This window comes from Halomonas sp. SL18_1 (genome assembly GCF_055755715.1).
The window spans coordinates 1,035,045-1,057,061 of record NZ_JBVTRK010000001.1 but is presented as its reverse complement, the minus strand read 5'-3'; the positions used below and the strand labels follow the sequence as shown (position 1 = coordinate 1,057,061).

The 22,017-nt window shown below is 67.7% G+C and carries 24 protein-coding genes; 5 read left to right on the top strand and 19 right to left on the bottom strand.

Annotated elements, in window-relative coordinates; translation table 11 throughout:
* Nucleotides 1-61 precede the first annotated feature (61 nt).
* Nucleotides 62-1,339, top strand: a complete 1,278-nt coding sequence (locus ACSJDS_RS05350; RefSeq protein WP_473032382.1) for an MgtC/SapB family protein — start codon at nucleotides 62-64, stop codon at nucleotides 1,337-1,339.
* Between the two features lie 16 nt (nucleotides 1,340-1,355).
* Here ACSJDS_RS05350 and ACSJDS_RS05345 read toward each other — a convergent pair whose 3' ends face one another.
* The 3 genes from ACSJDS_RS05345 to ACSJDS_RS05335 all read right to left on the bottom strand — a co-directional run bounded on the left by ACSJDS_RS05345 (nucleotide 1,356) and on the right by ACSJDS_RS05335 (nucleotide 3,323).
* The gene (locus ACSJDS_RS05345) at nucleotides 1,356-1,835 is read right to left on the bottom strand and encodes an SRPBCC family protein (RefSeq protein ID WP_473032380.1); all 480 of its coding nucleotides are present in this window, start codon (nucleotides 1,833-1,835) and stop codon (nucleotides 1,356-1,358) included.
* 25 nt (nucleotides 1,836-1,860) lie between these two features.
* Complete coding sequence (locus ACSJDS_RS05340; RefSeq protein WP_473032379.1) at nucleotides 1,861-2,607, bottom strand: TIGR01458 family HAD-type hydrolase; 747 nt, start codon at nucleotides 2,605-2,607, stop codon at nucleotides 1,861-1,863.
* Between the two features lie 92 nt (nucleotides 2,608-2,699).
* Nucleotides 2,700-3,323, bottom strand: a complete 624-nt coding sequence (locus tag ACSJDS_RS05335; RefSeq protein WP_473032378.1) for a LolA family protein — start codon at nucleotides 3,321-3,323, stop codon at nucleotides 2,700-2,702.
* A 197-nt stretch (nucleotides 3,324-3,520) separates the two neighbouring features.
* On the opposite strand from ACSJDS_RS05335, the gene ACSJDS_RS05330 reads away from it, so the two are divergent.
* Nucleotides 3,521-3,859, top strand: coding sequence for an MmcQ/YjbR family DNA-binding protein (locus ACSJDS_RS05330; RefSeq protein ID WP_473032377.1), 339 nt, complete (start codon nucleotides 3,521-3,523; stop codon nucleotides 3,857-3,859).
* Between the two features lie 77 nt (nucleotides 3,860-3,936).
* Here ACSJDS_RS05330 and ACSJDS_RS05325 read toward each other — a convergent pair whose 3' ends face one another.
* The 6 genes from ACSJDS_RS05325 to ACSJDS_RS05300 all read right to left on the bottom strand — a co-directional run bounded on the left by ACSJDS_RS05325 (nucleotide 3,937) and on the right by ACSJDS_RS05300 (nucleotide 8,325).
* Nucleotides 3,937-4,170 (bottom strand): hypothetical protein, encoded by a 234-nt coding sequence (locus tag ACSJDS_RS05325; protein ID WP_473032376.1) that lies wholly within the window; start codon nucleotides 4,168-4,170, stop codon nucleotides 3,937-3,939.
* 171 nt (nucleotides 4,171-4,341) lie between these two features.
* Nucleotides 4,342-4,797 carry an aminoacyl-tRNA deacylase gene (locus tag ACSJDS_RS05320; RefSeq protein ID WP_473032374.1) on the bottom strand — a complete coding sequence of 152 codons (456 nt, stop codon included), beginning with the start codon at nucleotides 4,795-4,797 and terminating at the stop codon, nucleotides 4,342-4,344.
* Nucleotides 4,798-4,865: 68 nt separating this feature from the next.
* Nucleotides 4,866-5,492, bottom strand: coding sequence for a rhomboid family intramembrane serine protease (locus tag ACSJDS_RS05315; RefSeq protein WP_473032373.1), 627 nt, complete (start codon nucleotides 5,490-5,492; stop codon nucleotides 4,866-4,868).
* A gap of 155 nt (nucleotides 5,493-5,647) precedes the next feature.
* Nucleotides 5,648-6,229, bottom strand: a complete 582-nt coding sequence (locus ACSJDS_RS05310; protein ID WP_473032372.1) for a solute carrier family 23 protein — start codon at nucleotides 6,227-6,229, stop codon at nucleotides 5,648-5,650.
* Nucleotides 6,226-7,038 carry a uracil-xanthine permease family protein gene (locus ACSJDS_RS05305; protein ID WP_473032371.1) on the bottom strand — a complete coding sequence of 271 codons (813 nt, stop codon included), beginning with the start codon at nucleotides 7,036-7,038 and terminating at the stop codon, nucleotides 6,226-6,228. Before ACSJDS_RS05305 ends, ACSJDS_RS05310 begins: the two co-directional genes overlap by 4 nt.
* A gap of 102 nt (nucleotides 7,039-7,140) precedes the next feature.
* Nucleotides 7,141-8,325, bottom strand: coding sequence for a M24 family metallopeptidase (locus ACSJDS_RS05300; RefSeq protein WP_473032370.1), 1,185 nt, complete (start codon nucleotides 8,323-8,325; stop codon nucleotides 7,141-7,143).
* A 148-nt stretch (nucleotides 8,326-8,473) separates the two neighbouring features.
* On the opposite strand from ACSJDS_RS05300, the gene ACSJDS_RS05295 reads away from it, so the two are divergent.
* Entirely contained in the window at nucleotides 8,474-9,199 is a 726-nt protein-coding gene (locus tag ACSJDS_RS05295; RefSeq protein WP_473032369.1) for a YebC/PmpR family DNA-binding transcriptional regulator, read from the top strand.
* 11 nt (nucleotides 9,200-9,210) lie between these two features.
* On the opposite strand, the gene ACSJDS_RS05290 is transcribed toward ACSJDS_RS05295, so the two are convergent.
* Genes ACSJDS_RS05290 through menA form a run of 3 tightly spaced genes read right to left on the bottom strand, consistent with a single transcriptional unit; the run spans nucleotide 9,211 to nucleotide 10,960 of the window.
* A complete protein-coding gene (locus ACSJDS_RS05290; RefSeq protein WP_473032368.1) occupies nucleotides 9,211-9,588 on the bottom strand; it encodes an alpha/beta hydrolase in 378 nt (125 codons plus the stop codon).
* Complete coding sequence (locus ACSJDS_RS05285; RefSeq protein ID WP_473032367.1) at nucleotides 9,534-10,049, bottom strand: alpha/beta hydrolase; 516 nt, start codon at nucleotides 10,047-10,049, stop codon at nucleotides 9,534-9,536. Before ACSJDS_RS05285 ends, ACSJDS_RS05290 begins: the two co-directional genes overlap by 55 nt.
* A gap of 38 nt (nucleotides 10,050-10,087) precedes the next feature.
* Nucleotides 10,088-10,960 (bottom strand): 1,4-dihydroxy-2-naphthoate octaprenyltransferase, encoded by an 873-nt coding sequence (gene menA / locus ACSJDS_RS05280; protein WP_473032366.1) that lies wholly within the window; start codon nucleotides 10,958-10,960, stop codon nucleotides 10,088-10,090.
* A gap of 107 nt (nucleotides 10,961-11,067) precedes the next feature.
* Here menA and ACSJDS_RS05275 point away from each other — a divergent pair, with 107 nt between their 5' ends.
* The gene (locus ACSJDS_RS05275; protein ID WP_473032365.1) at nucleotides 11,068-11,961 is read left to right on the top strand and encodes a bile acid:sodium symporter family protein; all 894 of its coding nucleotides are present in this window, start codon (nucleotides 11,068-11,070) and stop codon (nucleotides 11,959-11,961) included.
* A 137-nt stretch (nucleotides 11,962-12,098) separates the two neighbouring features.
* On the opposite strand, the gene ACSJDS_RS05270 is transcribed toward ACSJDS_RS05275, so the two are convergent.
* From ACSJDS_RS05270 to ftsH, 4 genes are all read right to left on the bottom strand, one after another.
* A complete protein-coding gene (locus tag ACSJDS_RS05270) occupies nucleotides 12,099-12,539 on the bottom strand; it encodes a DUF4399 domain-containing protein (protein ID WP_473032363.1) in 441 nt (146 codons plus the stop codon).
* A gap of 303 nt (nucleotides 12,540-12,842) precedes the next feature.
* Nucleotides 12,843-13,745, bottom strand: coding sequence for a PA4780 family RIO1-like protein kinase (locus tag ACSJDS_RS05265; protein ID WP_473032362.1), 903 nt, complete (start codon nucleotides 13,743-13,745; stop codon nucleotides 12,843-12,845).
* 28 nt (nucleotides 13,746-13,773) lie between these two features.
* Nucleotides 13,774-15,177, bottom strand: coding sequence for an ATP-dependent RNA helicase DbpA (dbpA, locus tag ACSJDS_RS05260; RefSeq protein WP_473032361.1), 1,404 nt, complete (start codon nucleotides 15,175-15,177; stop codon nucleotides 13,774-13,776).
* 133 nt (nucleotides 15,178-15,310) lie between these two features.
* Nucleotides 15,311-17,248 (bottom strand): ATP-dependent zinc metalloprotease FtsH, encoded by a 1,938-nt coding sequence (ftsH, locus tag ACSJDS_RS05255; RefSeq protein WP_473032360.1) that lies wholly within the window; start codon nucleotides 17,246-17,248, stop codon nucleotides 15,311-15,313.
* Between the two features lie 145 nt (nucleotides 17,249-17,393).
* Here ftsH and ACSJDS_RS05250 point away from each other — a divergent pair, with 145 nt between their 5' ends.
* Nucleotides 17,394-19,199, top strand: coding sequence for a hypothetical protein (locus ACSJDS_RS05250; protein ID WP_473032359.1), 1,806 nt, complete (start codon nucleotides 17,394-17,396; stop codon nucleotides 19,197-19,199).
* A gap of 32 nt (nucleotides 19,200-19,231) precedes the next feature.
* Here the strand turns inward: ACSJDS_RS05250 and ACSJDS_RS05245 are convergent, their stop codons facing one another.
* From ACSJDS_RS05245 to ACSJDS_RS05235, 3 genes are all read right to left on the bottom strand, one after another.
* A complete protein-coding gene (locus ACSJDS_RS05245) occupies nucleotides 19,232-19,972 on the bottom strand; it encodes a creatininase family protein (RefSeq protein ID WP_473032358.1) in 741 nt (246 codons plus the stop codon).
* A 64-nt stretch (nucleotides 19,973-20,036) separates the two neighbouring features.
* Nucleotides 20,037-20,276, bottom strand: a complete 240-nt coding sequence (locus ACSJDS_RS05240) for a hypothetical protein (protein ID WP_473032357.1) — start codon at nucleotides 20,274-20,276, stop codon at nucleotides 20,037-20,039.
* 52 nt (nucleotides 20,277-20,328) lie between these two features.
* A complete protein-coding gene (locus ACSJDS_RS05235) occupies nucleotides 20,329-22,014 on the bottom strand; it encodes a diguanylate cyclase (protein ID WP_473034978.1) in 1,686 nt (561 codons plus the stop codon).
* Nucleotides 22,015-22,017: the final 3 nt, after the last annotated feature.

Genomic DNA, 22,017 nt, shown 5'->3' with positions numbered 1-22,017 from the left:
GCCGTGACGGTCCACCATGAAAAGGTCATGGGCCGCCTTCGAATGCCGGGATATCAAGCACATGGACGACGTCGCCAGCCAGTTCATTGCCGCCAACGAAACCGCTATCCAGCTGGCGGTGGCGCTGCTGCTGGGGGCCCTGATCGGCATCGAGCGCGGCTGGGTGGCACGCAGGAAGAAGTCGGGGGAGCGCGTGGCGGGGATACGGACCCACGCCCTGGTGGGGCTGCTCGGTGGCATCGCCGCCCTGCTTGCCGAAACCGTGACCGTCTGGATCCTGCCGCTGGTCTTCCTGGCCGTGGCAGTCATCGCCCTGGTGGGCTACCGGGCGCGCATGGAGCAGAGCCAGGACTACAGCATCACCGGCCTGGTGGGGCTGCTGCTGACCTTCTGCTTCGGCGCCGTGGCGGTGGCCGTGGACCTGGTGCTGGCGACCGCCTGCGCGGTGGTGACCGCGGTGGTGCTCGACAACAAGCAGGAGATCCACGGCCTGCTGAACAAGCTGCAGGCCCACGAGCTGGATGCGGGCCTCAAGCTGCTGCTGATCTCCGCCGTGATGCTGCCGCTGCTGCCCAACCGCGGCATGGGGCCAGGCGAGGTACTCAACCCCTACGAAATCTGGTGGCTGGTGGTGCTGATCGCCTCGATCTCCTTCGTCGGCTACTTCGCCATTCGCGTGGGCGGCACCGAGAAGGGCATCCTGTTCACCGGGCTGTTCGCCGGGCTCAGCTCCTCCACGGCCCTGACCCTGCACTTCGCCCGCCAATCCCGCCGTAACCCGGTGCTGAGCCCGATGCTGGCCGCCGGTATCCTGCTGGCCTGCGGCACCATGTTTCCGCGTATCCTGCTCTACGCCACGGTGATCAGCCCCGGCCTGGTCCCCCAGCTGCTGCTGCCGATAGCGCTGATGGGGCTGACGCTCTACGTGCCGGCCCTGGTGATCTGGTATCGCCAGCGCCAGGCCCTCAAGGTCGACCACCCGCTGAGCCAGAACCCGCTGGAGCTGCGCGTGGCGCTGCTGTTCGGCGCCCTGCTGGCACTGATCATGGTGCTCGGCGAGTGGCTGCGCGAGCTGCTGGGCGAGGCCGGCATCTACCTGCTGGCGGCCTCCTCCGGCCTGGCCGACGTGGACGCCATCACCCTGTCGCTCAGCCGCATGTCGCTGACCAGCATCGACGCCAGCACCGCCGTGCTGGGCATCATCATCGCCGCGGCGGTGAACAATCTAGTCAAGGCGGGCATGGCAACCGCCGTCGGCACGCGGCCAATCGGCCGCCGCGTCGCCGTGCCGATGCTGCTGTCGCTGGCGGTAGGCCTGACGGTGGCCTGGCTGGCTTGATCCCCCGGTAGCGGGCTCAGTCGTGGGCCACTCCCAGCAGGCGCACCCCGAGACACCGCGCCAGCCCGGCAGCGCCGTCGCGCATCACCGCATGATGGCTCCAGGCGAACAGCGGCCGTGCCAGCGGTGCCATCAGGTTCATCCAGCGCCGAGTCGTGCGCACCTGCCACTCGTAGCGTACGCGAGTCACCCGCCCTTCCTCGCTCAGCCGCCATCGCCCGCGGCCCTGAACATCGCCGCTGGCCTCACCCTCGATCAAGCAAGGCGCCTCCACACGGCTGACGCGGATATCGAAGCGCAGGCGATAGCCCAGGCGACTTTTCCAGGCGTAGCGATACATGCGCCCGATGCCTCGCTCATCGCCCGGCGCCAACTGCTCTACCGACGTGACGCTGGGCCACCAGGTCGGCCAGCGCTGCGACTCGGTCAGCACGCGATAGACCTCATCAATGGGTGCCTCGAGCTGCCAGGTGGTCACGAAGTGGTAGGCCGCCATCTGTCGCCTCCCAGGCCGCGGGGCCTCACAGCAGCCGCTCCACCACCTGCGACAGGTCGGCCTCGACCCACGCCTCCGGCACCCGGGATGCATCGCCCCGGCGATACTTGCCGGAGCGCACCAGCGCGCCCTGCATGCCGATCGCCATGGCCGCGGCCACATCGGCCTCGACGTCGTCACCGACCATCAGCGCCTCGGCGGGCGTCACCCCGATATCCTCGAGCACTCCGTGATAGAAGTCCGGCGCCGGCTTGCCAAGCACCAGGGCCTGGGTCTCGGCGGCATACTCCAAGGCCTTGACGAAGGGACCCACGTCAAGATGCAGGCCGCCATCCTGATGAAAATAGCGATTGGTGCCCACGGTCAGCAGCGGCGCTCCCCGCTGCAGCACCTGGAAGGCGTCGTCGAGATGGCGATAGTCGAGGCGATGCTCGGCATCGCACAGCACCACGGCGTTAGGCTCGACGGTATCCAGCCCGGCGAACTCCGGCTCGAGCTGCTCGTGAATCAGCAGGTAGGGGCGCAGTCGCTGCTCGACCAGGTGGCGTCGGATCGCCGCCGGGGCCGTGACGATCTGCTGGCGCTCCAGTTCGAATCCCATATGGGTCAGCTCAGCATAGACCGTAGCGGCCGTCTTGCGGGACGTATTGGTCACAAAGCGCAGCGCCAGACTGGAGGCCTGCAGTCGCGCCACCGCCTCGACGGCGCCCGGCAGCGCCTCCCCATCCTCGTGGAGCACACCGCTGATATCGAGTAGTACGGCCTGCAACATCGTCACCTCCCTTTGCCGCGGGTTGTGGGTTCAGCCTAGCAGGAGGCGTCGATTCCGGTTCGAGCAGGATGCACGACAGCGGCGCGAAGGGGTCAAGGCGAAAAGTGGTCGGCAGGCAGCACCGGGTCGATCTCCAGCGCCTCGAAGCGCACCGCCTCGAGGCGTCGCCCCTGATCGTCGCGACTGATCACCTGGAGGGGAAAACGGGTCTCGGGGTCAATCCACAGCTCGTAGCGTGCCACCGCCCCCAGGTGCGGGTCCGCAGCGCCCTCGACGACCAGCTGCTCGGCACGCCGACCATCGAGAGTGACAACGCCCAGCCGCTGGCAACGGCCATGACGCTCCAGCCGCTGGACATTGCGCAGCAGAGTCGCCACATCCGATTCATCGACCCGATGCCCCCGGGCGCTGCGCACCAAGCGGTTGTCGGGGGCAAGCGTCATCCCGGGCCGACGCCCGGGGCCGCCGAGCGGCCAGAGCCGCACCTGATGCGTGTCGGGGCGATAGAGAATCACCGCGCCGCGGTAGGGGGCGACCATGTCCAGGCGAATGAAGCCGGGCCGGCGATAGCTGTAGCGAATGACCTCTTCACCGCCGTCGCCCTGGCTGCGCAGGATCAGCCGGTAGGCGGTGGCTTGCTCAACGCGAGTCAGCGCCGCTGCCACCGGGTCGGCTTCCGGGTTCACGGCCATCGTCAGCAGCAGCTCCGGCAGCATGGTTCGCCTCCCTTACCTGGCGCTCGACCGCCAGGCATGACACGGCTCGTAGGCCACACTCTCACCATAGCACGACCGCCCCAGGCGGCCTTCGACAGCCAGCCACGGCCGGTAGCAACGGAGGGAAAGCCGAGCGTTTTGTTCTACCCTGAAAGCGAGCAGCGTCTCTACTAGGTTTGGCACGCCGGGAGGCGGTCATGACAGATGAGGAATTTCGCCGTCTGGCATTGGGACTACCCGGCGCGGTCGAGCACGCCGAGATGTATCACCCCGACTTCCGGGTCAGCGGCAAGGTCTTCGCCGCCCTGGGCCATCCCGATGCGGCCTGGGGCCTGGTCATGCTGACGCCAGACGACCAGCAGGCGTTCATCGCCGCCGACCCCGACGCCTTTGCCCCCGCCCAAGGCGAGTGGCAGCGGCCCGGCTGCACCGGCGTGCGCTTGGCCGTGGCGGACCACCACCGGGTGCGCGCCGCCCTGATCGCCGCCTGGCGCGGCAAGGCCCCCCGGCGCATGACCGAGCACTTCCCTGAGTAGCTTCATCCTATCGAGGGACCCGCCGGCGGTGGAGAGCGGCCCTCGCGGGCGATGCTCCACCGCCGGTCGGCTATCGCTTAGGCCTCCTCCCGTGGCTCCTCATAGGGGCGTGACCAGACATCATCCGGCTCGTGGCGGCGAAGAATCTCCTCCGCTTCGGGCTGGGACGTGTCCGGGATGATCACCTTGACCTGGCTGGTCTCCTTGTCGAAATAGAGCTTCTCGCGGGGGAAGCCTTCGGCCACCAGTTCATCGAAGGCGTTACGGGCCTTGTCGGTACTACTGTAGCTCGCGGTAACCGTCTGCGTCATATCATCCTCCCAAGTGTTCTGCACATGGCTGAGTGATACTGCCGTTGGGTATTGCCGGGCTACCGACGCCACGCAGTGACGTCGGCCTGTCCCCAGCATAGAGGGTTATCGCCACTTCAACAGACGCGGCAACTGCGTCACACCGTCACAAGGGCTCCCAGCGCCGTCGGCTCACATCGCCACTTCCACCGGGCTGACCAGTCGTTCGAAGGCCGTGTAGGCCAGCTGCATCACTTCGGTGTGGCTGCCCGCATTGAAAGCGATCAGGTCCGCCTGGGTCAGGTGCGGCGCCACGAACACCTCCAGGTCGAACAGGTTGCCGAAAGGCGGCATGGCCCCGACCTCGCAATCCGGGAAACGGTCCTGAAAGTCCGCCTCCTCGGCCAGCACGACCTCCCGCGCCCCGGTGGACTTGCCCAGTCGATCCAGATCCACCTGATCGGTCGCCGGCAAGACCGCCATGGCCAGCCGTCCGTCGATCTTGACCATCACGCACTTGGCGAAGTGCCTGCCGGGGACGTGCACCGCTTCGGCCACCTCCTGGGCGGTATAGGCCTCGGAGTGCTGCATGATGACGTATTTCACGTTCTGCTCATCGAGATACTGCTTCACTGTTGCCATGGTCATGGCCGTCACTCCCCTGCTGGTTGCCGATCACAGCGGTACTTCCCATAGGATAGTCACGGCAGGAGCCCCTATCCCAGCCAGATCCCCCCGGAGGCCTCCAGCGGCGCCACCAGCTCGTGGAAGAAGCGCAGCGCCAGGGCCGGCTCCAGCCAGAACATGAAGGCCACCCCCCAGGCACCGCCCCACAGGTGAGCGCTATGGTTGATGTTGTCACCTCCCTGGCGCTGGGCGCGAAAGGAGTAGATGACGTAGGCGGCGGCGAACAGGATCGCCGGCACCGGGATGAAGAACACGAACAGCAGCGACCAGGGGCGCAGCAGAATATAGGCGAAGAGCATCGCCGAGACGGCCCCCGAGGCGCCCAGGCTGCGAAAGCGAGGATTGCGACGGTGGCGAAAGTGCGTCGGAAGGATGGCCACCAGCAGGCCCGAGAGATAGAAGAGCACGAAGCCCAGGGGCCCGATGCGCGGCGTCAGCACCAGCTCCATCACCGTGCCGAAGAAGTACAGGGTGATCATGTTGAAGAGCAGGTGGGTACCGCTGGAGTGAATGAAGCCGTGGCTCAGCAGCCGCCACCACTGCCCCCTGGCAACGCCGGGCGGCCAGTAGATCAGGGCGTCGAACAGTCGGGGCCAGCGCCACGCCAGCAAACTCACCGCCGTGGTGACGGCCACCAGTGCCAGAGTCATGCTCATGAGCGGCAGGGTCGACAGGCGGTCATCGCGTCTCCTTGAGCGCTTCCTTGATGAGACGTTGCTATCGACCCTTGTGACAGGCCCGGTCGCCGTTGGTGCCCAAGCGAGACGAGGGCCGCACCGGATTCAGCGCCGGCACGCCGTCGGCCAACGGCTCAGGACGCCCGCGACTGCGCCGCAGGCGCGCGGTCTTGCTCGTTCATCTTGCGCGCCATCGCCTCGCGCTCGGCGGCCTCATCGGCCAGCGAGCGCTTGGGCAGCACTAGGTTCAGGGTGAAGGCCACCCCCGCCGCCACCACGATGGGCGAACCACCCAAGACCAGCTGCAGCATGTCCGGGAAGGCCTCGATCGCCTCGGGCACCGCATAGATCCCCATGCTCAGCGCCAGCGCCAGGCTGGCGATGGTCATGTTGCGGGCCGAGAGCTCATCCTTGGTGATCAGCTGGATACCGGTCATGGTGATCATACCGAACACCGTGATGGTGGCCCCGCCCAGCACCGGATAGGGAATGGTGGTCATGACGGCACCAAACTTGGGGACCAGCCCCGCCACCAGCATGAAGATCGCCGCCAGGGCCAGCACGAAGCGACAAGTCACCTTGGTCATGGCCACGATGCCCACGTTCTGGCTGTAGGAAGAGGTCGGCATGGCGCCGAACAGCGACCCCACCGCCGTAGTGGCGCCGTTGCCCATCAGCCCGCCGAACAGCTCGCGGGTGGTGGGCTCGCGATTCATGCCCCCACCGAGGTGGCCGAGAGATCGCCGATGGTCTGCACCGAATTGACTACGCAGATGATCACCACCGAGATGATCGCTGCCAGGTGAAACTCCAGCTCGAAGGGCATCAGGCGCGGCGTACTGATCCAGCCGGCATCGCGTACCGGACTGAAGTCGACCATGCCCAGAAACAGCGCCAGCCCGTAGCCCACGCCGATGCCGCAAATGATCGCCGCCAGCTTCATGAAGCCGCGGGCGAACTGGGAGACACCCAGCACCACCAGCAGGGTGACGATGGCCACCAGCCAGTTGCGCGGATCGCCGTAGTCGCTGGCGCCGACACCGCCGGACATGTAGTGGATGGCGATGTCGTAGAGCGACAGGCCGATGACCAGCACCACGGTACCGGCCACGATGGGCGGGAACAGATGGCGAATCCGGGTGATGAACAGGCCCACCAGCATCATGGTCACCCCGCCAACGATCTGGGCGCCGAGGATGCCGCCGATCCCGTACTGGGCGCCCACCGCGACCAGCGTCGGCACATAGGCGAACCCCACGCCGAAGATGGTCGGCAGGCGGGCGCCGAAGCGGCCGATACCGTAGAGCTGGATCAGGGTGGAGATGCCGGCGGCAATCAGCGATATCTGGATCAGCAGCATCTGCTCGGCGAGGCTGCCGCCCACCGCGCCGATGACGATGATCGGCACGGTCACCGTGCCCATGATCATCGCCAGAATGTGCTGGAAGGAGAGCGGCAAGGCCTTGCCCAGCGGAGGCTTGCCATAGAAGTCGAAAACTGACTGGTTATGTTGTGGTGTGCTCATCTCAGGTCTCGTGGCTATTTTTATGTATACAACAATAATGCACACGACACCCTAATAGAAACGAAAACAGTAGACAATTTTTGTATACATGAAATTGTCAGCTCAGCGCTCTCCCAGCTGCCAGTCGTTGTCGGTGAGCGGTTCGCCGCCCCGTGACGTCACTCGCACGGTATCGCTGATCCCGATGCCCCACTGCCCCGGCAGGCGCAGGCAGAGCGGCAGGTGAAATACCATGTCGGCGGCAAACTCACGCTGCTGACCGGCGGCGATGAAACCGGTGCCCTCGACCCAGCTGGGCGGGAACTGAGCCCCTACCGCATAGCCGTACACCCCAGAGAAGAACAGTCGCTCGGCGTTGGGCGCGAGCACCGACTCGGCGGCGCGGGCGGCGGCATCGAAGCTGTTGCCCGGGCGCATGGCGTCGCACAGGGTCTCGAAGAGGGCGCGGCACAGATCACGGACCGCCCGCATCTCGTCGCTGGCGCGGCCGGCCACCACGGTGCGCATCATCGGCGCCGTATAGCGCTGGAAGGCAGAACCGAACTCCAGGAACACCGGCTCGCCCGCCTCGATGGGGACGCGCTTGTGGTTGACGTGGATGACGCTGGCGCGACGTCCCGTGGTAACGATCGGCTGCAGGCTCATGAACTCACCGCCGGCAGCCAGCATGGCGCGCGCGCCCTCGGCGGCGATTTGGTTATCGGTCACTCCCGGGGCAATCAGCGCCTCGGCCTCACGCAGCCCGGCGGCGGTGATTCGTGCACTCTCGCGCAGGCAAGCCAGCTCGGCGGCCGACTTGACGATGCGCAGTCGATCGAGCAGCTCCCCACCGTCGTCGCGAAAGCGCTCGGCGCCGAGTCGCGCCTGCAGCTCCCGAATCACCCCCAGGCGCAGGCCGGCACCGAAGGCGTCGATGCCGATGGTGCGATAGCCGGACAGGGTTTCGGCCAGCGGTGCGATCACTTCGTCGATGCCCTCCCAACGATAGCCCAGGATCTCGTCGATCCGGGCAGTGACCACCGCCGGGCCGGTCTCGATGGAGGGCACCTGGAGCACCACGCGGTCGGCCGAGACCACCAGAGCCGCATGCACCGAGACCTCGAAGGTGTGATAGCCGGTCAGGTAGAAGATATCGGCGGGGTCGGTAAGCAGCAGCGCCTCGAGCCCGGCGGTACGCATCGCGTCTCGGGTGCGCGACAGGCGGGCATCGAACTCCTCGGCGGGGAAGGGCAGCTCGGCCCCCTCGAGATGCGAGGCCAGGGCATGACGGTAGGCGTGATGATCCATGGGGGAAAGCTCCAGGCAGTGACAGGGTTCAGTCGCCAGTGTAGCCATGACGTCCGTCATGCCGCCCGGAATCGGCACGAAATAAGGCTGTTCCCTCCTCCCGGGTTTCGTAGAATCCGGGGCGTATTTGACGCGACAGGACAACGATATGGGCAGGGCCTTTCAGAACCGCAAGGAATCCATGGCCAAGACGGCCGCCGCCAAGACCAAGGTGTACAGCAAGTACGGCCGCGAGATCTATGTGGTCGCCAAGCAGGGCGGCACCGACCCCGCCGGCAACCTGAGCCTGCGCGGCCTGATCGAACGGGCCAAGAAGGATCAGGTACCCAGCCACGTGATCGACAAGGCGCTGGACAAGGCCAGCGGCGTGGGCGGTGAGGACTTCTCCCCGGCACGCTACGAGGGCTTCGGGCCGGGCAACTGCATGGTCATCGTCGACTGCCTCACCGACAATCCCAACCGCACCTTCGGCGACGTCCGCGCCTGCTTCAACAAGGCCAAGAGCAAGCTCGGCACCCCGGGCAGCGTCAGCCACATGTTCGACCACTGCGCCATCCTCGCCATGGCGGGCGATGACGAGGAAGCGGTGCTCGAAGCGCTGATGGAGGCCGATGTCGATGTCACCGACATCGAGAACGAAGAGGGTCGGATCACCGTCTTCGCGCCCCATACCGAGTACGCCAAGACCAAGCAGGCGCTGATCGACGCCTTCGGTGAGCTCGAGTTCGAGGTCGACGAGATCCAGTTCGTGCCCCAGACCACCACGCCGGTGGAGGGCGACGACGTGGCCATGTTCGAGAAGCTGCTCGACGCGCTCAACGACCTGGACGACGTGCAGAACGTCTTCCACAACGCCGAGCTCCCCGAGCAGTAGACGAGCCGGCGTCACCGCCGCGGCAGCCCGCTGAGTTCGTCCAGAAACGCCTCGATGCCGTTGGAGTAGTCCGGCTCGCTATCGAGGAAACCGGTGTTATGGCCGCCGCGGATCACCAGCAGCTGCTTGGGGTCGTTGGCGGCCTGGTAGACGGCCTCGCCCTCGCTGAAGGGGATGATCTCGTCATCGCGACTGTGGATCACCAGCAGCGGGGCGTCGATTCGCGCCACCCGCGACTCGGTATCGTAGTCGAGCCGGGCCAGCCAGCGCACCGGCAGGAAGGGATAGAGCCGCTGGCCGAGCTTGGGCACCGAGCGGAAGACGGACTCCAGGATCACCGCCGCCGGCTGCTCACCTTCGTCCCGGGAGACGGCCAGCTCCGCCGCCACGGCAGCCCCCAGCGAGCGGCCGAACAGCACGATCTCCTCTGGCGGCACCCCCGCTCCTCGACCAGCCAGCGCCAGCCGGCCCGAGCGTCCAGCGCCGTGCCGTCCTCCGAGGGCCGGCCCTCGCTGCGGCCATAGCCCCGGTAGTCGAGGATCAGCACCGAGAGCCCGAGGCGGTGGAACTGGCGAATCGAATCCAGCCGGTGGGAGATATTGCCGGCGTTGCCGTGGAAGAACAGCAGGCTGCCGCGCTCGTGCTGGGCCGGCACCCACCAGGCGTCCAGGGTCAGACCGTCCTCGGTAGTCAGCGCCACCTCTTCCCAGGGCATGCCCCGGTCGGCGGGGTTCGCAACGTGGTCACGCCCCACATGGGGCAGGTAGAGCAGCCGCTCCTGGAAGAGCCAGGCCAGCGCCACCACCAGCAGGTAAGCCAGCGCGATCCACGCAAGCGAGCGTAGTAGCATCTTTCCTCCTAACGCTTCTGCACGAAGCTGCCTGACCCTCAGCCGCCGGCTACCGACAGGCGTAACCACAGCCACAGCGCCACCAGCAGCGCATAGAGCGCCGTCAGGCCCAGCAGCGCATTGAGGGCCGCGCCATCGCGCCGGTGCAGCTCGCGAACCAGGGCCAGGGCCGCCAGGCCGGCCAACAGCCAAACGCCCCACCACCAGGCCGGCAGCCCCAGGGGCAGGGTGACCGCCAGCGGCCCTGCCGTCAGCATAGCGAAGAGCCGCCGGGTCGCGCCCGGCCCCAGCCGCACCGCCAGGGTGAGCTTGCCGGCCCGCGCATCGGTGTGGCGATCCCGCAGGTTGTTGACCACCAGGATAGCGGCTACCGGCATGCCTACCAGCACGCTGGCCACCACCGCCTGGAGCGTGATCGGGCTCTGCTGGGCCAGCAGGCCGCCGAGCACCGCCACCGGGCCGAAGAAGCACCACACCACCGCCTCGCCCAGCCCCAGGTTGGCGTAGGGGCGCGCTCCGCCGCTATAACCGAGCACGCCGAGCAGCGCCAGCGCCCCCAGCAGCCACAGCAGCCAGTGGCCAAAGAGGACCAGCCACAGCCCCGTCACCACAGCCACACCCAGCGCCCCGGCGAGCCCCGCCCAGAGCTCACTGGCGCTGAGCCAGCCCGCCTGCAGGGCACGGGTGGGGCCAAGGCGATCGGCCTGGTCGACTCCGGCGAGGCCATCGAAGAGATCATTAGCCAGATTGACCGCCAGCTGCAGCGCCAGGGCGCAGAGCAGGCAAAGCAGCGCCGTGGACCAGGCGAAATGCCCGGGCACCACCAGCCCCTGGCCCAGCGAGACCGGCCCCAGCGCCGCCGGCAGGGTCCGCGGGCGCAGGGTGTGCAGCCAGATGGCCATTTTGTTCATTGCGTCGTCCTGTCCTTTGTCATCCCTGAACATGCGCTTCCGGTCGTCGGCACGCCCAGCGTGGGGCATACTCTGTGGTGTCATGAGGACGATCGCAAGGAGGCAGGATGTCCGCCGACGGGTTGTCACAGCTTGCCCTGCCCTGGGTGCTGGCCAGCGTGATGCTGGCCATGGGCCTGAGCCTGACCGGGACCGACTTCACCCGCACCTGGCGCCATCCCCGCCGGGTTCTGCTCGGTAGCGGCCTGCAGCTGCTCGCCCTGCCGCTGCTGGCCTGGGCGCTGGTCCTGCTGCTTCCGCTTTCGCCACCGGCAGCCGCTGGCCTGTTGCTGGTGGCTCTGGTGCCGGGCGGAGCCACCTCCAACATGTTCAGCTACCTGGTACGGGGCGACCTGGCCCTGTCGGTCACCCTCACCGCTCTCGCTGCGGTGCTGGCTCCCTTCACCCTGCCGCTGATCATGGGCTGGAACCTCGAGCGGCTGGGGCTCACTGCGCTGGGCTTCTCGCTGCCCTACTGGCAGACCGTGGGCCAGCTGCTGCAGGTCACCCTGCTACCGGTGCTGGCCGGCATGCTGCTGCGCCGGGCCCTGCCACCGCACTGGCGAGAGCGGGTGCTGCCGGGGGTCAAGGGGTTTACCGGTGTGGCCATGATCGCGATGGTGGTCGCACTCTTCGTCGCCCACGCCGAGCGGCTGCCGGCACTGATCAGCCTGGAGACCCTGGCCGTGCTGCTGCTCTGCCTAACCAGCATGGCGCTGGGGCAAGGCGTCGCCCGCCGGCTTCGCCTGCCCCAGGAGAGCGTGCGCGCCATTACCGTTGAGGTAGGCGTACAGAACGCCGGCGTGGCGATGATGGTGGCCTTCGTGCTGCTCCAGCAGCCGGCCATCGGCCTGGTCCCGCTGCTCTACGGCCTGCTGATGAACGTGCCGGTGTTCCTGTGGATGTTCGCCTGTCTGTGGCGGGATCGCCGCCCGGCGGCTCTCCTGACATCGAGGCGCTAACGGCCATGTCGCTTGCCTGCCTATCGATGAAGGTCAGATTGGCCATGCCCAATGTCTCCGCCGGCTGGCTGGCGGTGGCCACCGCCCTGGGGGTAATGGCCGTCAACCGCCTGCGCGGCGCCTGACGGCCGCCCGCCCTACTCCACGGTGACGGTGATGACATCAGAGACCAGCGGCGGGTCGAAGCTGACATGGCGGTAGTCCATGAACAGCAGCTGTAGGCGGTACTCGCCCGGCTCCAGTTCTAGGACGCCTTCGGTCTGGCCGCCGCCGAAGTGGCGGGTGTGGTCGGTGAAGGGCAGCGGCGCGTCCAGGTCCACGTCCTCCAGCGGCATGTTCACCAGCAGGTGATGGTGGCCGGTATCCGGGAAGTCGGCGCCGGCCGGGGCCACGCCCATGCCCCTGAGTCCCATCCGCACCGTCACCGGACCGGACAGCGTCGCGCCATCCTCGGGCGAGATGAAATAGACCTCGGCGTCCTCGGCGGCCGAGATACGTTCCAGGTCGGCCAGGGCCGGCGCCGCCAACAGCGCGCTGCCCGCAAGCCCCAGCGCCAGGGCATAGATCCGCTTATGCATGGTGTCCTCCTTTGCCATCCCGCGATGGCGTGCTGGGCGGCCACCGCCGCCGATTGGCTCGACGGGCTACCCGCAGCCCGCCTCCACCCTCCCAGCTTAGACATGATGGATTGACCTGCCCCTCCTCAACGTCGTGGGTTACGTTGAGGTTGAGGCAACAACACAGAGCCACTATTGAGGGAGGCAGGTCATGAAACAGTCTAACGCAACTCAGGAGCCCGTCTGATTTAACACGAATCTACTGCGATATCCGGTCAAGCCCGAGAGGCCCTTGGGCGAGGGCGGCGGGGCTGGCAGGTGGGCTCAACGCTCCCGCTGGGACGCCTGCCACTCCTCGGCGGCCTCCTCCACCCCGGGCTCGTCGCCGCGGTTGAGGGCCGCCCGGCGGTAGGCCTCCTCGTCGCGCACGTCGTCGATCACCGTCATCAGCTCGTCGACATCCACGGGGGTGGTGTCGTGGACGAAGCATCCGGTGAGCTCGCTCTCCGGATGCAGCTCGCCGGCCTCATAGAGCGCCCAGATCTCCTTGCCGTAGTCGGTGGCCAGAAGCGCCGGGGCGAAGCGGCCGAAGTAGCGGCGCATGTTGTCCACGTCGCGCTCGAACATCCACTCGGCGCTGTTGTTGCCGGCGGCGTCCACCGCCTGGGGCAGGTCGATGATCACCGGGCCGTCGGCGGCCAGCAGCACGTTGAACTCGGAGAGGTCCCCGTGCACCAGGCCGGCACACAGCATCTTCACCACGTCGCGGATGATCTTGGCGTAGGCCTCGCGGGCCTGCTCGGCGCTCAGGGTGACGTCGTCCAGGCGCGGGGCGGTGAAGCCTTCGGCGTCAGAGATCATCTCCATGAGCAGCACGCCGTCGATGAAGCCGTAGGGCTTGGGCACCCGCACCTCCGCCGCGGCCAGCCGGTAGAGGGCGTCGACCTCGGCGTTGAGCCAGGCCTGCTCCTGCTCCTTCTGACCGTAGCGGGTCTTCTTGGCCATGGCCCGGGCACGGCGGCTGTTGCGCTCGCGGCGTCCCTCCTGGTACTGCACGGCCTGCTTGAAGCTGCGCTGTTTCGCCTCCTTGAAGACCTTGGCGCAGCGCCGCTCGCCGTAGGAGCGCACCACGTAGACCTGGGCCTCCTTGCCGCTCATCAGCTGGCCCTCGACCGCCTCGATCAGGCCGTCGTCCACCAGCGGCTGCAGTCGCTTGGGTATCTTCATCTCTTCTCCCGAAATTCGCCGCTGGGCCTCACCGGCCGAGGCGCCGGGCGCGCACGCTGCGCCCCTTGATTCTACCGTCGAGCAGCCGCGCCAGGGCTGCGTCGGCCACCTCGCGCCGCACGGCCACGTAGGCGCTGTTGGCCAGCACCTTGATCTTGCCCACCTGGTCGCCGGCCAGCCCCGCCTCGCCGGTCAGGGCGCCGAGGATATCGCCGGGGCGCACCTTCTGCTTCTTGCCGGACCCCAGCTGCAGGGTCGCCATGGGCGGTACCAGCGGCTCCCGAGCGAGCACCGAGCGGGGCGGCAGCGGGGCCTCTTCCAGTGGCTCGCCGAGGAAGTCGTTGAGGCGCGCCAGCCGGTAGGCCTCGCCCTCGCCGACCAGGGTACAGGCGATACCGGCGCTGCCGGCCCGGCCGGTACGCCCGACCCGGTGCACGTGCACCTCGAGCTCCCGGGCGATCTGGTAGTTGAACACCGCATCCAGCTCGGCAATGTCGAGCCCCCGAGCCGCCACGTCGGTGGCCACCAGGATGGAGGCGCTGCGGTTGGCGAAGCGCACCAGCAGCCGGTCTCGGTCGGCCTGCTCCAGGTCGCCGTGCAGCGCCAGGGCGCTGAAGCCCGCCGCCCCGAGCGCCTGGGCCACCTCGTCGGTCTTGCGCTTGGTATTGCAGAACACCACGCTGCTACCCGGGCGGAAGTGCAGCAGCAGCCGGCACAGCGCCCCCAGGCGCGCCTCGTCGCCATCGCCCACCCGATAGACCCGCTCGTGGATGCTGCTGGCGTCGTGGGCCTCGGCCACCTCCACCGTCACCGGGTCGCGCATCAGCGCCTCGGCCACGGGGCGCACGGCGTCGGAGAAGGTGGCGCTGAACAGCAGGGTCTGCCGGCGGGCCGGGGTCTCGGCGACGATCGCCTCGAGGCTCGCCTGGAAGCCCATGTCGAGCATGCGGTCGGCCTCATCCAGCACCAGAGTCTCGAGTCCGTCCAAGGCAAGCGAGCCCTTGCGCAGATGCTCCTCGACGCGCCCCGGGGTGCCCACCACCAGGTGGGCGCCGTGGGCCAGGGAGGCGAGCTGGGGGCCGAAGGGAGCACCGCCGCACAGGGTCAGCACCTTGACGTTGGGAAGGGTGCGCGCCAGCCGACGCAGCTCGCCGGCCACCTGGTCGGCCAGCTCCCGGGTCGGGCAGAGGATGAGCCCCTGCACCCGAAAGCTCGCGAGGTCGAGCCGCGACAGCAGCCCCAGGCCGAAGGCCGCGGTCTTGCCGGAGCCAGTCTTCGCGCGGGCGAGCACGTCGCGACCGGCGAGGATCGGCGGCAGCCCCTCGGCCTGGATCGGCGTCATGGCGGCAAAGCCCAGGGAGGCGAGGTTATCGATCAGCGCCGGCGCCAGCGGCAACGTGGCGAAGGCGGCATCGGGAGAGACATCGGACAAGGTGAGATCCTGCAGAGGAAGTCAGGGCCGTCGGGACGGCGAGATAACGAGCAGCCAGAGCCGGGCGGCATCGGCCAGGAATGCGGGCATACGGACGGCCGCAGGATAGCAGAAAGGCGGCAAAGGCGCCGGACTATCGTCCGGTCTGCTGGCCGCTGCCCGCCGCCTCGAGCACCTCGCCAATCGCCTCGGCTTCCAGGGTCTCGCGCTCCTCCAACGCCGATGCCAGGGCATCCAGGGCGGCACGGTGCTCCTCGAGCAGGCGCCGGCCCCGCGTCTCCAGCTCGGTCAGCAGGCGGCGGATCTCCTCGTCGACCAGGTTCGCCATGGCCTCGCTGTGCTCGCGGGCCTGGGCCATCTCCTTGCCGAGGAACACATGCTCGCGGCTCTGGGCGAACATCACCGGCCCGACCCGCTCGCTCATGCCCCAGCGGGCCACCATGCGGCGTGCCAGCTGAGTGGCCTGCTCCAGGTCGTTCTCCGCCCCGCTGCTTACCTCGCCGAAGACGATCGACTCGGCCAGGCGGCCGCCGTACATCACGGTGATGCGATCGCGCAGGTAGGCCTCGCCGTGGTTGTAGCGCTCCTCGTCCGGCACCTGGGCGGTCACTCCCAGCGCCTGGCCGCGGGGCAGCACCGTGACCTTCTCCAGCGGGTCGGCCTTGGGCAACAGATAGGCCAGCAGCGCATGGCCCGACTCGTGGTAGGCAACGATATGGCGCTCCTGGTCGGAGAGGCCCACGTCCTTGGCCTCGCCCAGCAGCAGCCGGTCGCGGGCGTCGGTGAAGCAGGCCCAATCCACCGCCTCGTACTCGCGGCGCCCCGCCAGCAGCGCCGCCTCGTTGGCCAGGTTGGCGAGATCCGCCCCGGAAAAGCCGATGGTGATCTCGGCCAGCCGCTCCAGGTCGACATCCTCGGCCAGCGGTATCCGGCGGGTGTGCACTTCCAGAATCGCCTGGCGCGCATCGCGGTGGGGGCGCTCCAGGGTGATCTTGCGATCGAAGCGGCCGGGGCGCAGCAGCGCCGAATCCAGCACATCGGGGCGGTTGGTGGCCGCCAGCACCACCACCGACTCCTCCGCCTCGAAGCCGTCCATCTCCGAGAGGATCTGGTTCAGGGTCTGCTCGCGCTCGTCGTGGCCGCCGCCCATGCCGGCGCCCCGGGAGCGGCCGATGGAGTCCAGCTCATCGATGAAGATCACCGCCGGCGCCTGCTCCTTGGCCTGCTTGAAGAGATCGCGTACCCGCGAGGCCCCCACCCCCACAAACATCTCGATGAACTCGGAGCCGCTGATGCTGAAGAAAGGCACCTCGGCCTCGCCGGCCACCGCACGCGCCATCAGCGTCTTGCCGGTGCCTGGCGGCCCCATCATCAGGATCCCCCGGGGAATCTTGGCGCCCAGCGCCTGGAAGCGGTCGGGCGACTTGAGGAACTCGACCACCTCGATGATCTCGCGCTTGGCGTTCTCGGAGCCCGCCACGTCGTCCAGGCGGGTCTCGCTCTCCTCGCTGCGCACCCGACGGGCCTGGGACTTGCCCATGCTAAACATGCCGCCGCCCGACATGGCGCGCTGCTGCATGCGGTTCCAGAACCAGAACAGCAGGGCCAGGATCAGGATCCACGGCAGCGCCCCCACCAGAATACGCTGCCACCAGGGCGGGTCCACCGGGCGTGCCGCGATATGAACCCCCTGGGCCTCCAGCCGCTCCAGCAGCCGATCGCTTTCCACGTCCGGCCGCGTGGTCTCGAAGGTTTCGGCTTCGCCTACGTCCAGCGTCTCGCGTCCGGACTCGGAGAGATGCCCCTCCACCGACTGGCCGCGCAGGGTGACCCGTTCGACGTATCCGGCATCGACCGCCTCGAGAAACTCGGTGTAGCTCAGTTCGGCCTGCACGTCACGCTGGGCCGCATCGAGATAAAAGAACAGTAGCAGAATGGCGAAGGCGAACCAGAGAAACAGCGGCCACTGGGGACGCGGCGGGGGCTGCAGGCCGCTACCCGGCGACTGCGACTCCCAGTCGAGCGGGGCAGGCGGCTTGCCAGAGGGTTTGTGGGGATCGGGCTTCGGCATGGCGCACTCGACATCCAAGATGTGTGCCTACAACATGCCGATCCCCGGCGGCATGACAAGGCCGAACGGCCACTCTCCCTTCTACGCACCGCACCAAAGCCAGTAAACTGAGCGCTGCCCGCCCGCGCCATCCGTCGAGGACTCCATGCTTTTTACCCATCCCCTTCACCGCCGCTCATGCTCGGCCACGCTGCGCTGGCCACTGCTGCTGATGTTGCTGCTGGCGCTATGGCTGCCGGGCCAGGCTAACGCCCAGAGCGAGGTGCCCTCCTCCCTGGAAGCGCTGGAATCCGAACTCGATGGGCTGCCGGAATTCGATATCACCCCGCAGCCCCCGCTCGAACAGCGCGAGCGAGACGAGGCGCTGCGCCAGCTTCGCGATATCCAGCGCTCGCTGGTCGAGGTGCGCAGCCGCGGCGAGATGCTTCGCCACCAGCTGCAGGGGCTCGACGCGGATGACGAGGAGTACCGGCAGATTCGCGAGCAGCTCGAGCAGCTGGAGCAGCAGCGCCGCAACCTGCGCGAGCTCTTCGAGGACGTGGCGATCGGCGGCCTCGATCGCTCGATCCTCACCGAGCAGGTCGAGCAGGAGGACTTCAATTGGCAGGACGAGCTGCTCTCGATCATGCGTCCGCTGTTCAGCGAGATGCGTCAGCTCACCGAGCGACCGCGGACCCTCGAGCGCCTGCGCCGGGACCGCGCCCTGATCCATCAGCGCCTGGGGGTGATCCACCAGGCCCTGAACGATATCGAGGCCTTCGCCGAGGCCGACCACGACGAGGCCACAGCGGCCCGGCTGGCGGAGCTGGAACAGGGCTGGCGGGACCGCCAGGCCGACCTGCAGCGCCAGCAGGCCATCGTCCAGCTGCAGCTCGACAACCTGATGGAGCGGGACGAGAGCCTCTACGAGCAGGGCCAGCGCGCGCTGCGCGAGTTCTTCGTCGGCCGCGGCCTGACCCTGCTGGTCGCCATCGGCGCCTTCGCCCTCACCGTACTGGTGCTACAGGGCGGCATGAACCGCCTGCTGCAGTACCGCGAACGGCGAGGCATACCGCGTCGCGGCATGCGCACCCGGCTGTTCCTGCTCGGCTACCGGCTGGTGGCCGCGCTGCTGTCGGTCCTGGTGTTCATGATGGTGCTATACGCGGCCGGCGACCTGGTGCTGTTCTCGCTGGCGCTGCTGTTGATCGTGGCGCTGCTGCTGAGCTTTCGCACCTACCTGCCACGCTACCTGGCCGAGGCCCGGCTGTTCCTCAACGCCGGCCAGGTGCGTGAGCGCGAGCGGGTGATCTACCACGGCATTCCCTGGCGGGTGCGGGCCATCGGCTTCTACTCCTGGCTGGTCAATCCGGAGCTCGAGAACGGCCGCCTGCGTCTGCCGCTGTCCGAACTGGCGACGCTGATCTCGCGCCCGCTCAACCACGACGAGCCCTGGTTCCCGACCCGGCCGGGCGACTATGTGCTGCTCGACGACGGCACCTTCGGCCAGGTGGCGCGCCAGTCGCCCGAGGTCGTCCAGCTGCGGGTGCTGGGCAACCTGGTGCAGTACGACACCGCCGGTTTCCTCGCCGCCCGGCCGCGCAACCTCTCCCGGGACAGCTTTCTGGCGGTGGTGGTCTTCGGCATCGACTACCGGCACCAGAGCCTGCCGGTGGCCGAGGTGGCCGACATCTTCCGGAACGCCGTAGAGGCGCGGCTGGCCGGCTCCGAGCTGGCCGACTGGGTGGAGAGCGTCAGTGTGGAGTTCCGCGAAGCGGCCGACTCGTCGCTGGACTATCAGATCATGGTGACGCTCAGCGGCGAGGCCGCCGCCTACTACTTCAAGGTCAACCGGCTGATCCAGGCGGCCTGCGTGCAGGCCTGCAACGAGCACGACTGGGTGATTCCGTTCAACCAGCTGACCATCCACCAGGGCGAGGGCTTCGCCCGGCTCAACGCAGCGCCTGAGTGACGACGCGCCGGCGGCCCCACGGCCGCTGGCCGCTACTCTCCGCCGATAAGGCGCCGGTAGGCTTCCCAGGCGTCCCCCACCGCCGCCTCGAGGAAGCGCTCCCCGTGCGCTACGCTGGCCAGCGACGGGTCGGAGCCCATGCGGCCGTCGGGGAAGCGGCGACGGAAGGTCTCGGCATCGCACAGCGCGCTGCCGGAGGGCGCAATGCGCGGCGACATTGCTACCCGCTTGACCGCCTCGGGGCGGGCGAACCAGGAGAGCGATACCTCGGACGCCGTGGCGTGACTGCCCTCGGCCTCGCCGTAGAGCGAATCGGCGAGCTCGCGCACCCGCGGGCCGGCGAACCAGTTGCACAGCCCAAGCTGCAGCGCTCCCTGGGACGCCCCGTCGCGCTCGGCGTAGATCTCGGCAAAGGCCGCGTTGATCGTGGCGATATTGCCGCCGTGGCCGTTGAGAAACATCACATGGGTGAAGCCGTGGCGGGCTAGCGAGGCCACGGTATCTCGCAGCACCGCGATCAGCGTGCTGGGGCGCAGGCTGATGGTGCCGGGAAACGCCAGGTGATGCTGGGCCACGCCCAGGTGCTGGGTCGGTCCCACCAGCACCTCGTGCCGCTCGCCCAGCGCCTCGGCAATGGCCTCGGGACAGATCGCATCGGTGCCGACCAGCCCGTTGGGGCCGTGCTGCTCGGTCGAGCCGATGGGGACGATGATCCCGGTGGCACGCCGAAGGTAGGCCTCCACCTCCTGCCAGGTGGCCAGCTGCAGTTTCATGGCGACTCTCCTCTGGACTCAGTCAGGGCCAACCTCATAGGGTCAACGCCAGGCATCAGCGCTATTAAGGCTCATCCCGCGCCTCATCACGCCTCAGCCACGGCACACGACGGGTGATGGCCTCCAGCGCCTTCTTCAGGGCGAAGAGGCGAATCACATACGCCAGGGCCAGGCCCATGACGATCGAGAACAGCATGCCCAGCCCCACCCGGAACATCAGCGCGGTAAAGAAGGCGGTCATGACCGCGGTGGCGATCTCCTCGAGGTGACCCTTTATCCACTCGCGCTGTGCTGGATTGATCATGTATCGAATCTCCCTGTGTCGGTTGTCTCTCGTCGGTTGAATGGGCGAAGGCTCAGCGCTCTTCGGCAACGGGCTCGTACAGGCCGCGAGGATCTGTACCGGCATGTGCGACCACTCGATTGCGCCCGGCCTGCTTGCCGCGATACAGCGCCTGGTCGGCGCGCCCCAGCAGCGATTCGGCAGTTTCTCCCGGCGCCAGTTGCGCAACGCCCAGGGTACAGCTCAGGTGAACGGCTTCCCCGGTTTCCAGCTTCAGCGGCTGCCGCGCCAGCTCGCTGCGGATACGCTCGGCCACCTCCGCCGCCTGGGACTGGCTGCGCCCAGGCAGGACGATAGCGAACTCCTCTCCGCCGTAGCGGCAAGAGCTGTCCTCGCTGCGTACCACGCTGCGCATCACCTTTGCCAGGTGCTGCAGGGCACGGTCGCCCTCCAGGTGTCCCCAGCCATCGTTGAATCGTTTGAAATGATCCAGGTCCAGCATGACAAGGCTCAGTGGCGAGCCCTCCGCCTGGGCGGCGGGTACCAGCGTCCCCAGCCTTTCGTCCAGAAAGCGCCGATTATGCAGGTTCGTCAGCCCATCGGTATAGCTCATCCCCTGCAACCGGGTTTGCTCATCGAGCAGCGTCTCCCGCTCACGGTGCATCAGGCTGATGCGATCCGCCAGCGCCAGGGAAAGCAGCATCGCCTCGATGGCCGAGCCCACTTGAAAGCCGTAGTAGGTGAGAAAGTGGTGCGGCAGAAGTCCGTAGGTGGCGAGGATGAAAGCCGTCGCCCCCGCCACCAGCGACGACCAGGCCAGCAGCAGCCAGCGCGCCGGCCGAAAGTGACGGCGCAGCGCACGCACGGACACCAGCAGGAAAAGCCCCATCACTGCCAGACCGAAAAGCGAGAAGAACACCACGGTGGTATGTCCCGGCCGCCACCAGGCCAGGAACACGCCCGCTAGTGCCAGAATCCCCACATACTGCAGCCAGCGGTCGAGCCTGGGGTCTTCCCTGGACATCAGCAGAAAGCGTCGACAGAACTGGAGCGCGCTGGCGGCTCCCACCGCCAGGGAGGTGAACATCAGCGCCTCATTGAGCGGCAGAGACAGCGATGGCCAAAACTCGTACAGCAGCCCCTTCTGGAACACAAAGTAGCCGGCCAAGCCCAGCACGAAGCCGAGGTACCAGAAGTAGCTGGCATCTCGCAGACTCAACAGCAGGACGCTGTTGTAGATTACCAACCCCAGCACCAGCCCCAGGTAAAGCCCCTGCCCCAGGCTGAAGCCACGCCAGTCGCGCTCCAGCGCCTTTGGCGTTTGCAGCGTCAGCGCGAAACGCAGCGCCTGGGTAGAATCGATCTTCAGTAAGTAGTCGCCTGCGGCAGCCGCGGGAAAGATGGGCCGCCAGGCCGAGGCCTCTTCGCCAGAGAGCGACACCATACGTTGGCGCGGCACCGGCTGCCAGGGAGCCGGCTGTGCCGCCTCATGGCGGTAGAGCTCGACATGGTGCAGCAGTGGGTTGTCGAGATGCAGCAGGCGCTCGGCCTGATGCTCGGACAGGCGCAACTGCAGCCACACCGGATGAGCGGCTACGCCCAGGTTCTGACGCTGGGAGCGGGGCAGCTCCTGCCCCGACAGCGACGCAACCGGCTGGTCGGGCGGAGCCGCGCCGCGATGGTCCAGCAGCCGCAGCGTATCCGGGGTGGCTGCCTGCGCCAGCGGGGCACCCAGGCCAAGCCAGCAGGTCCAGAGCACCAG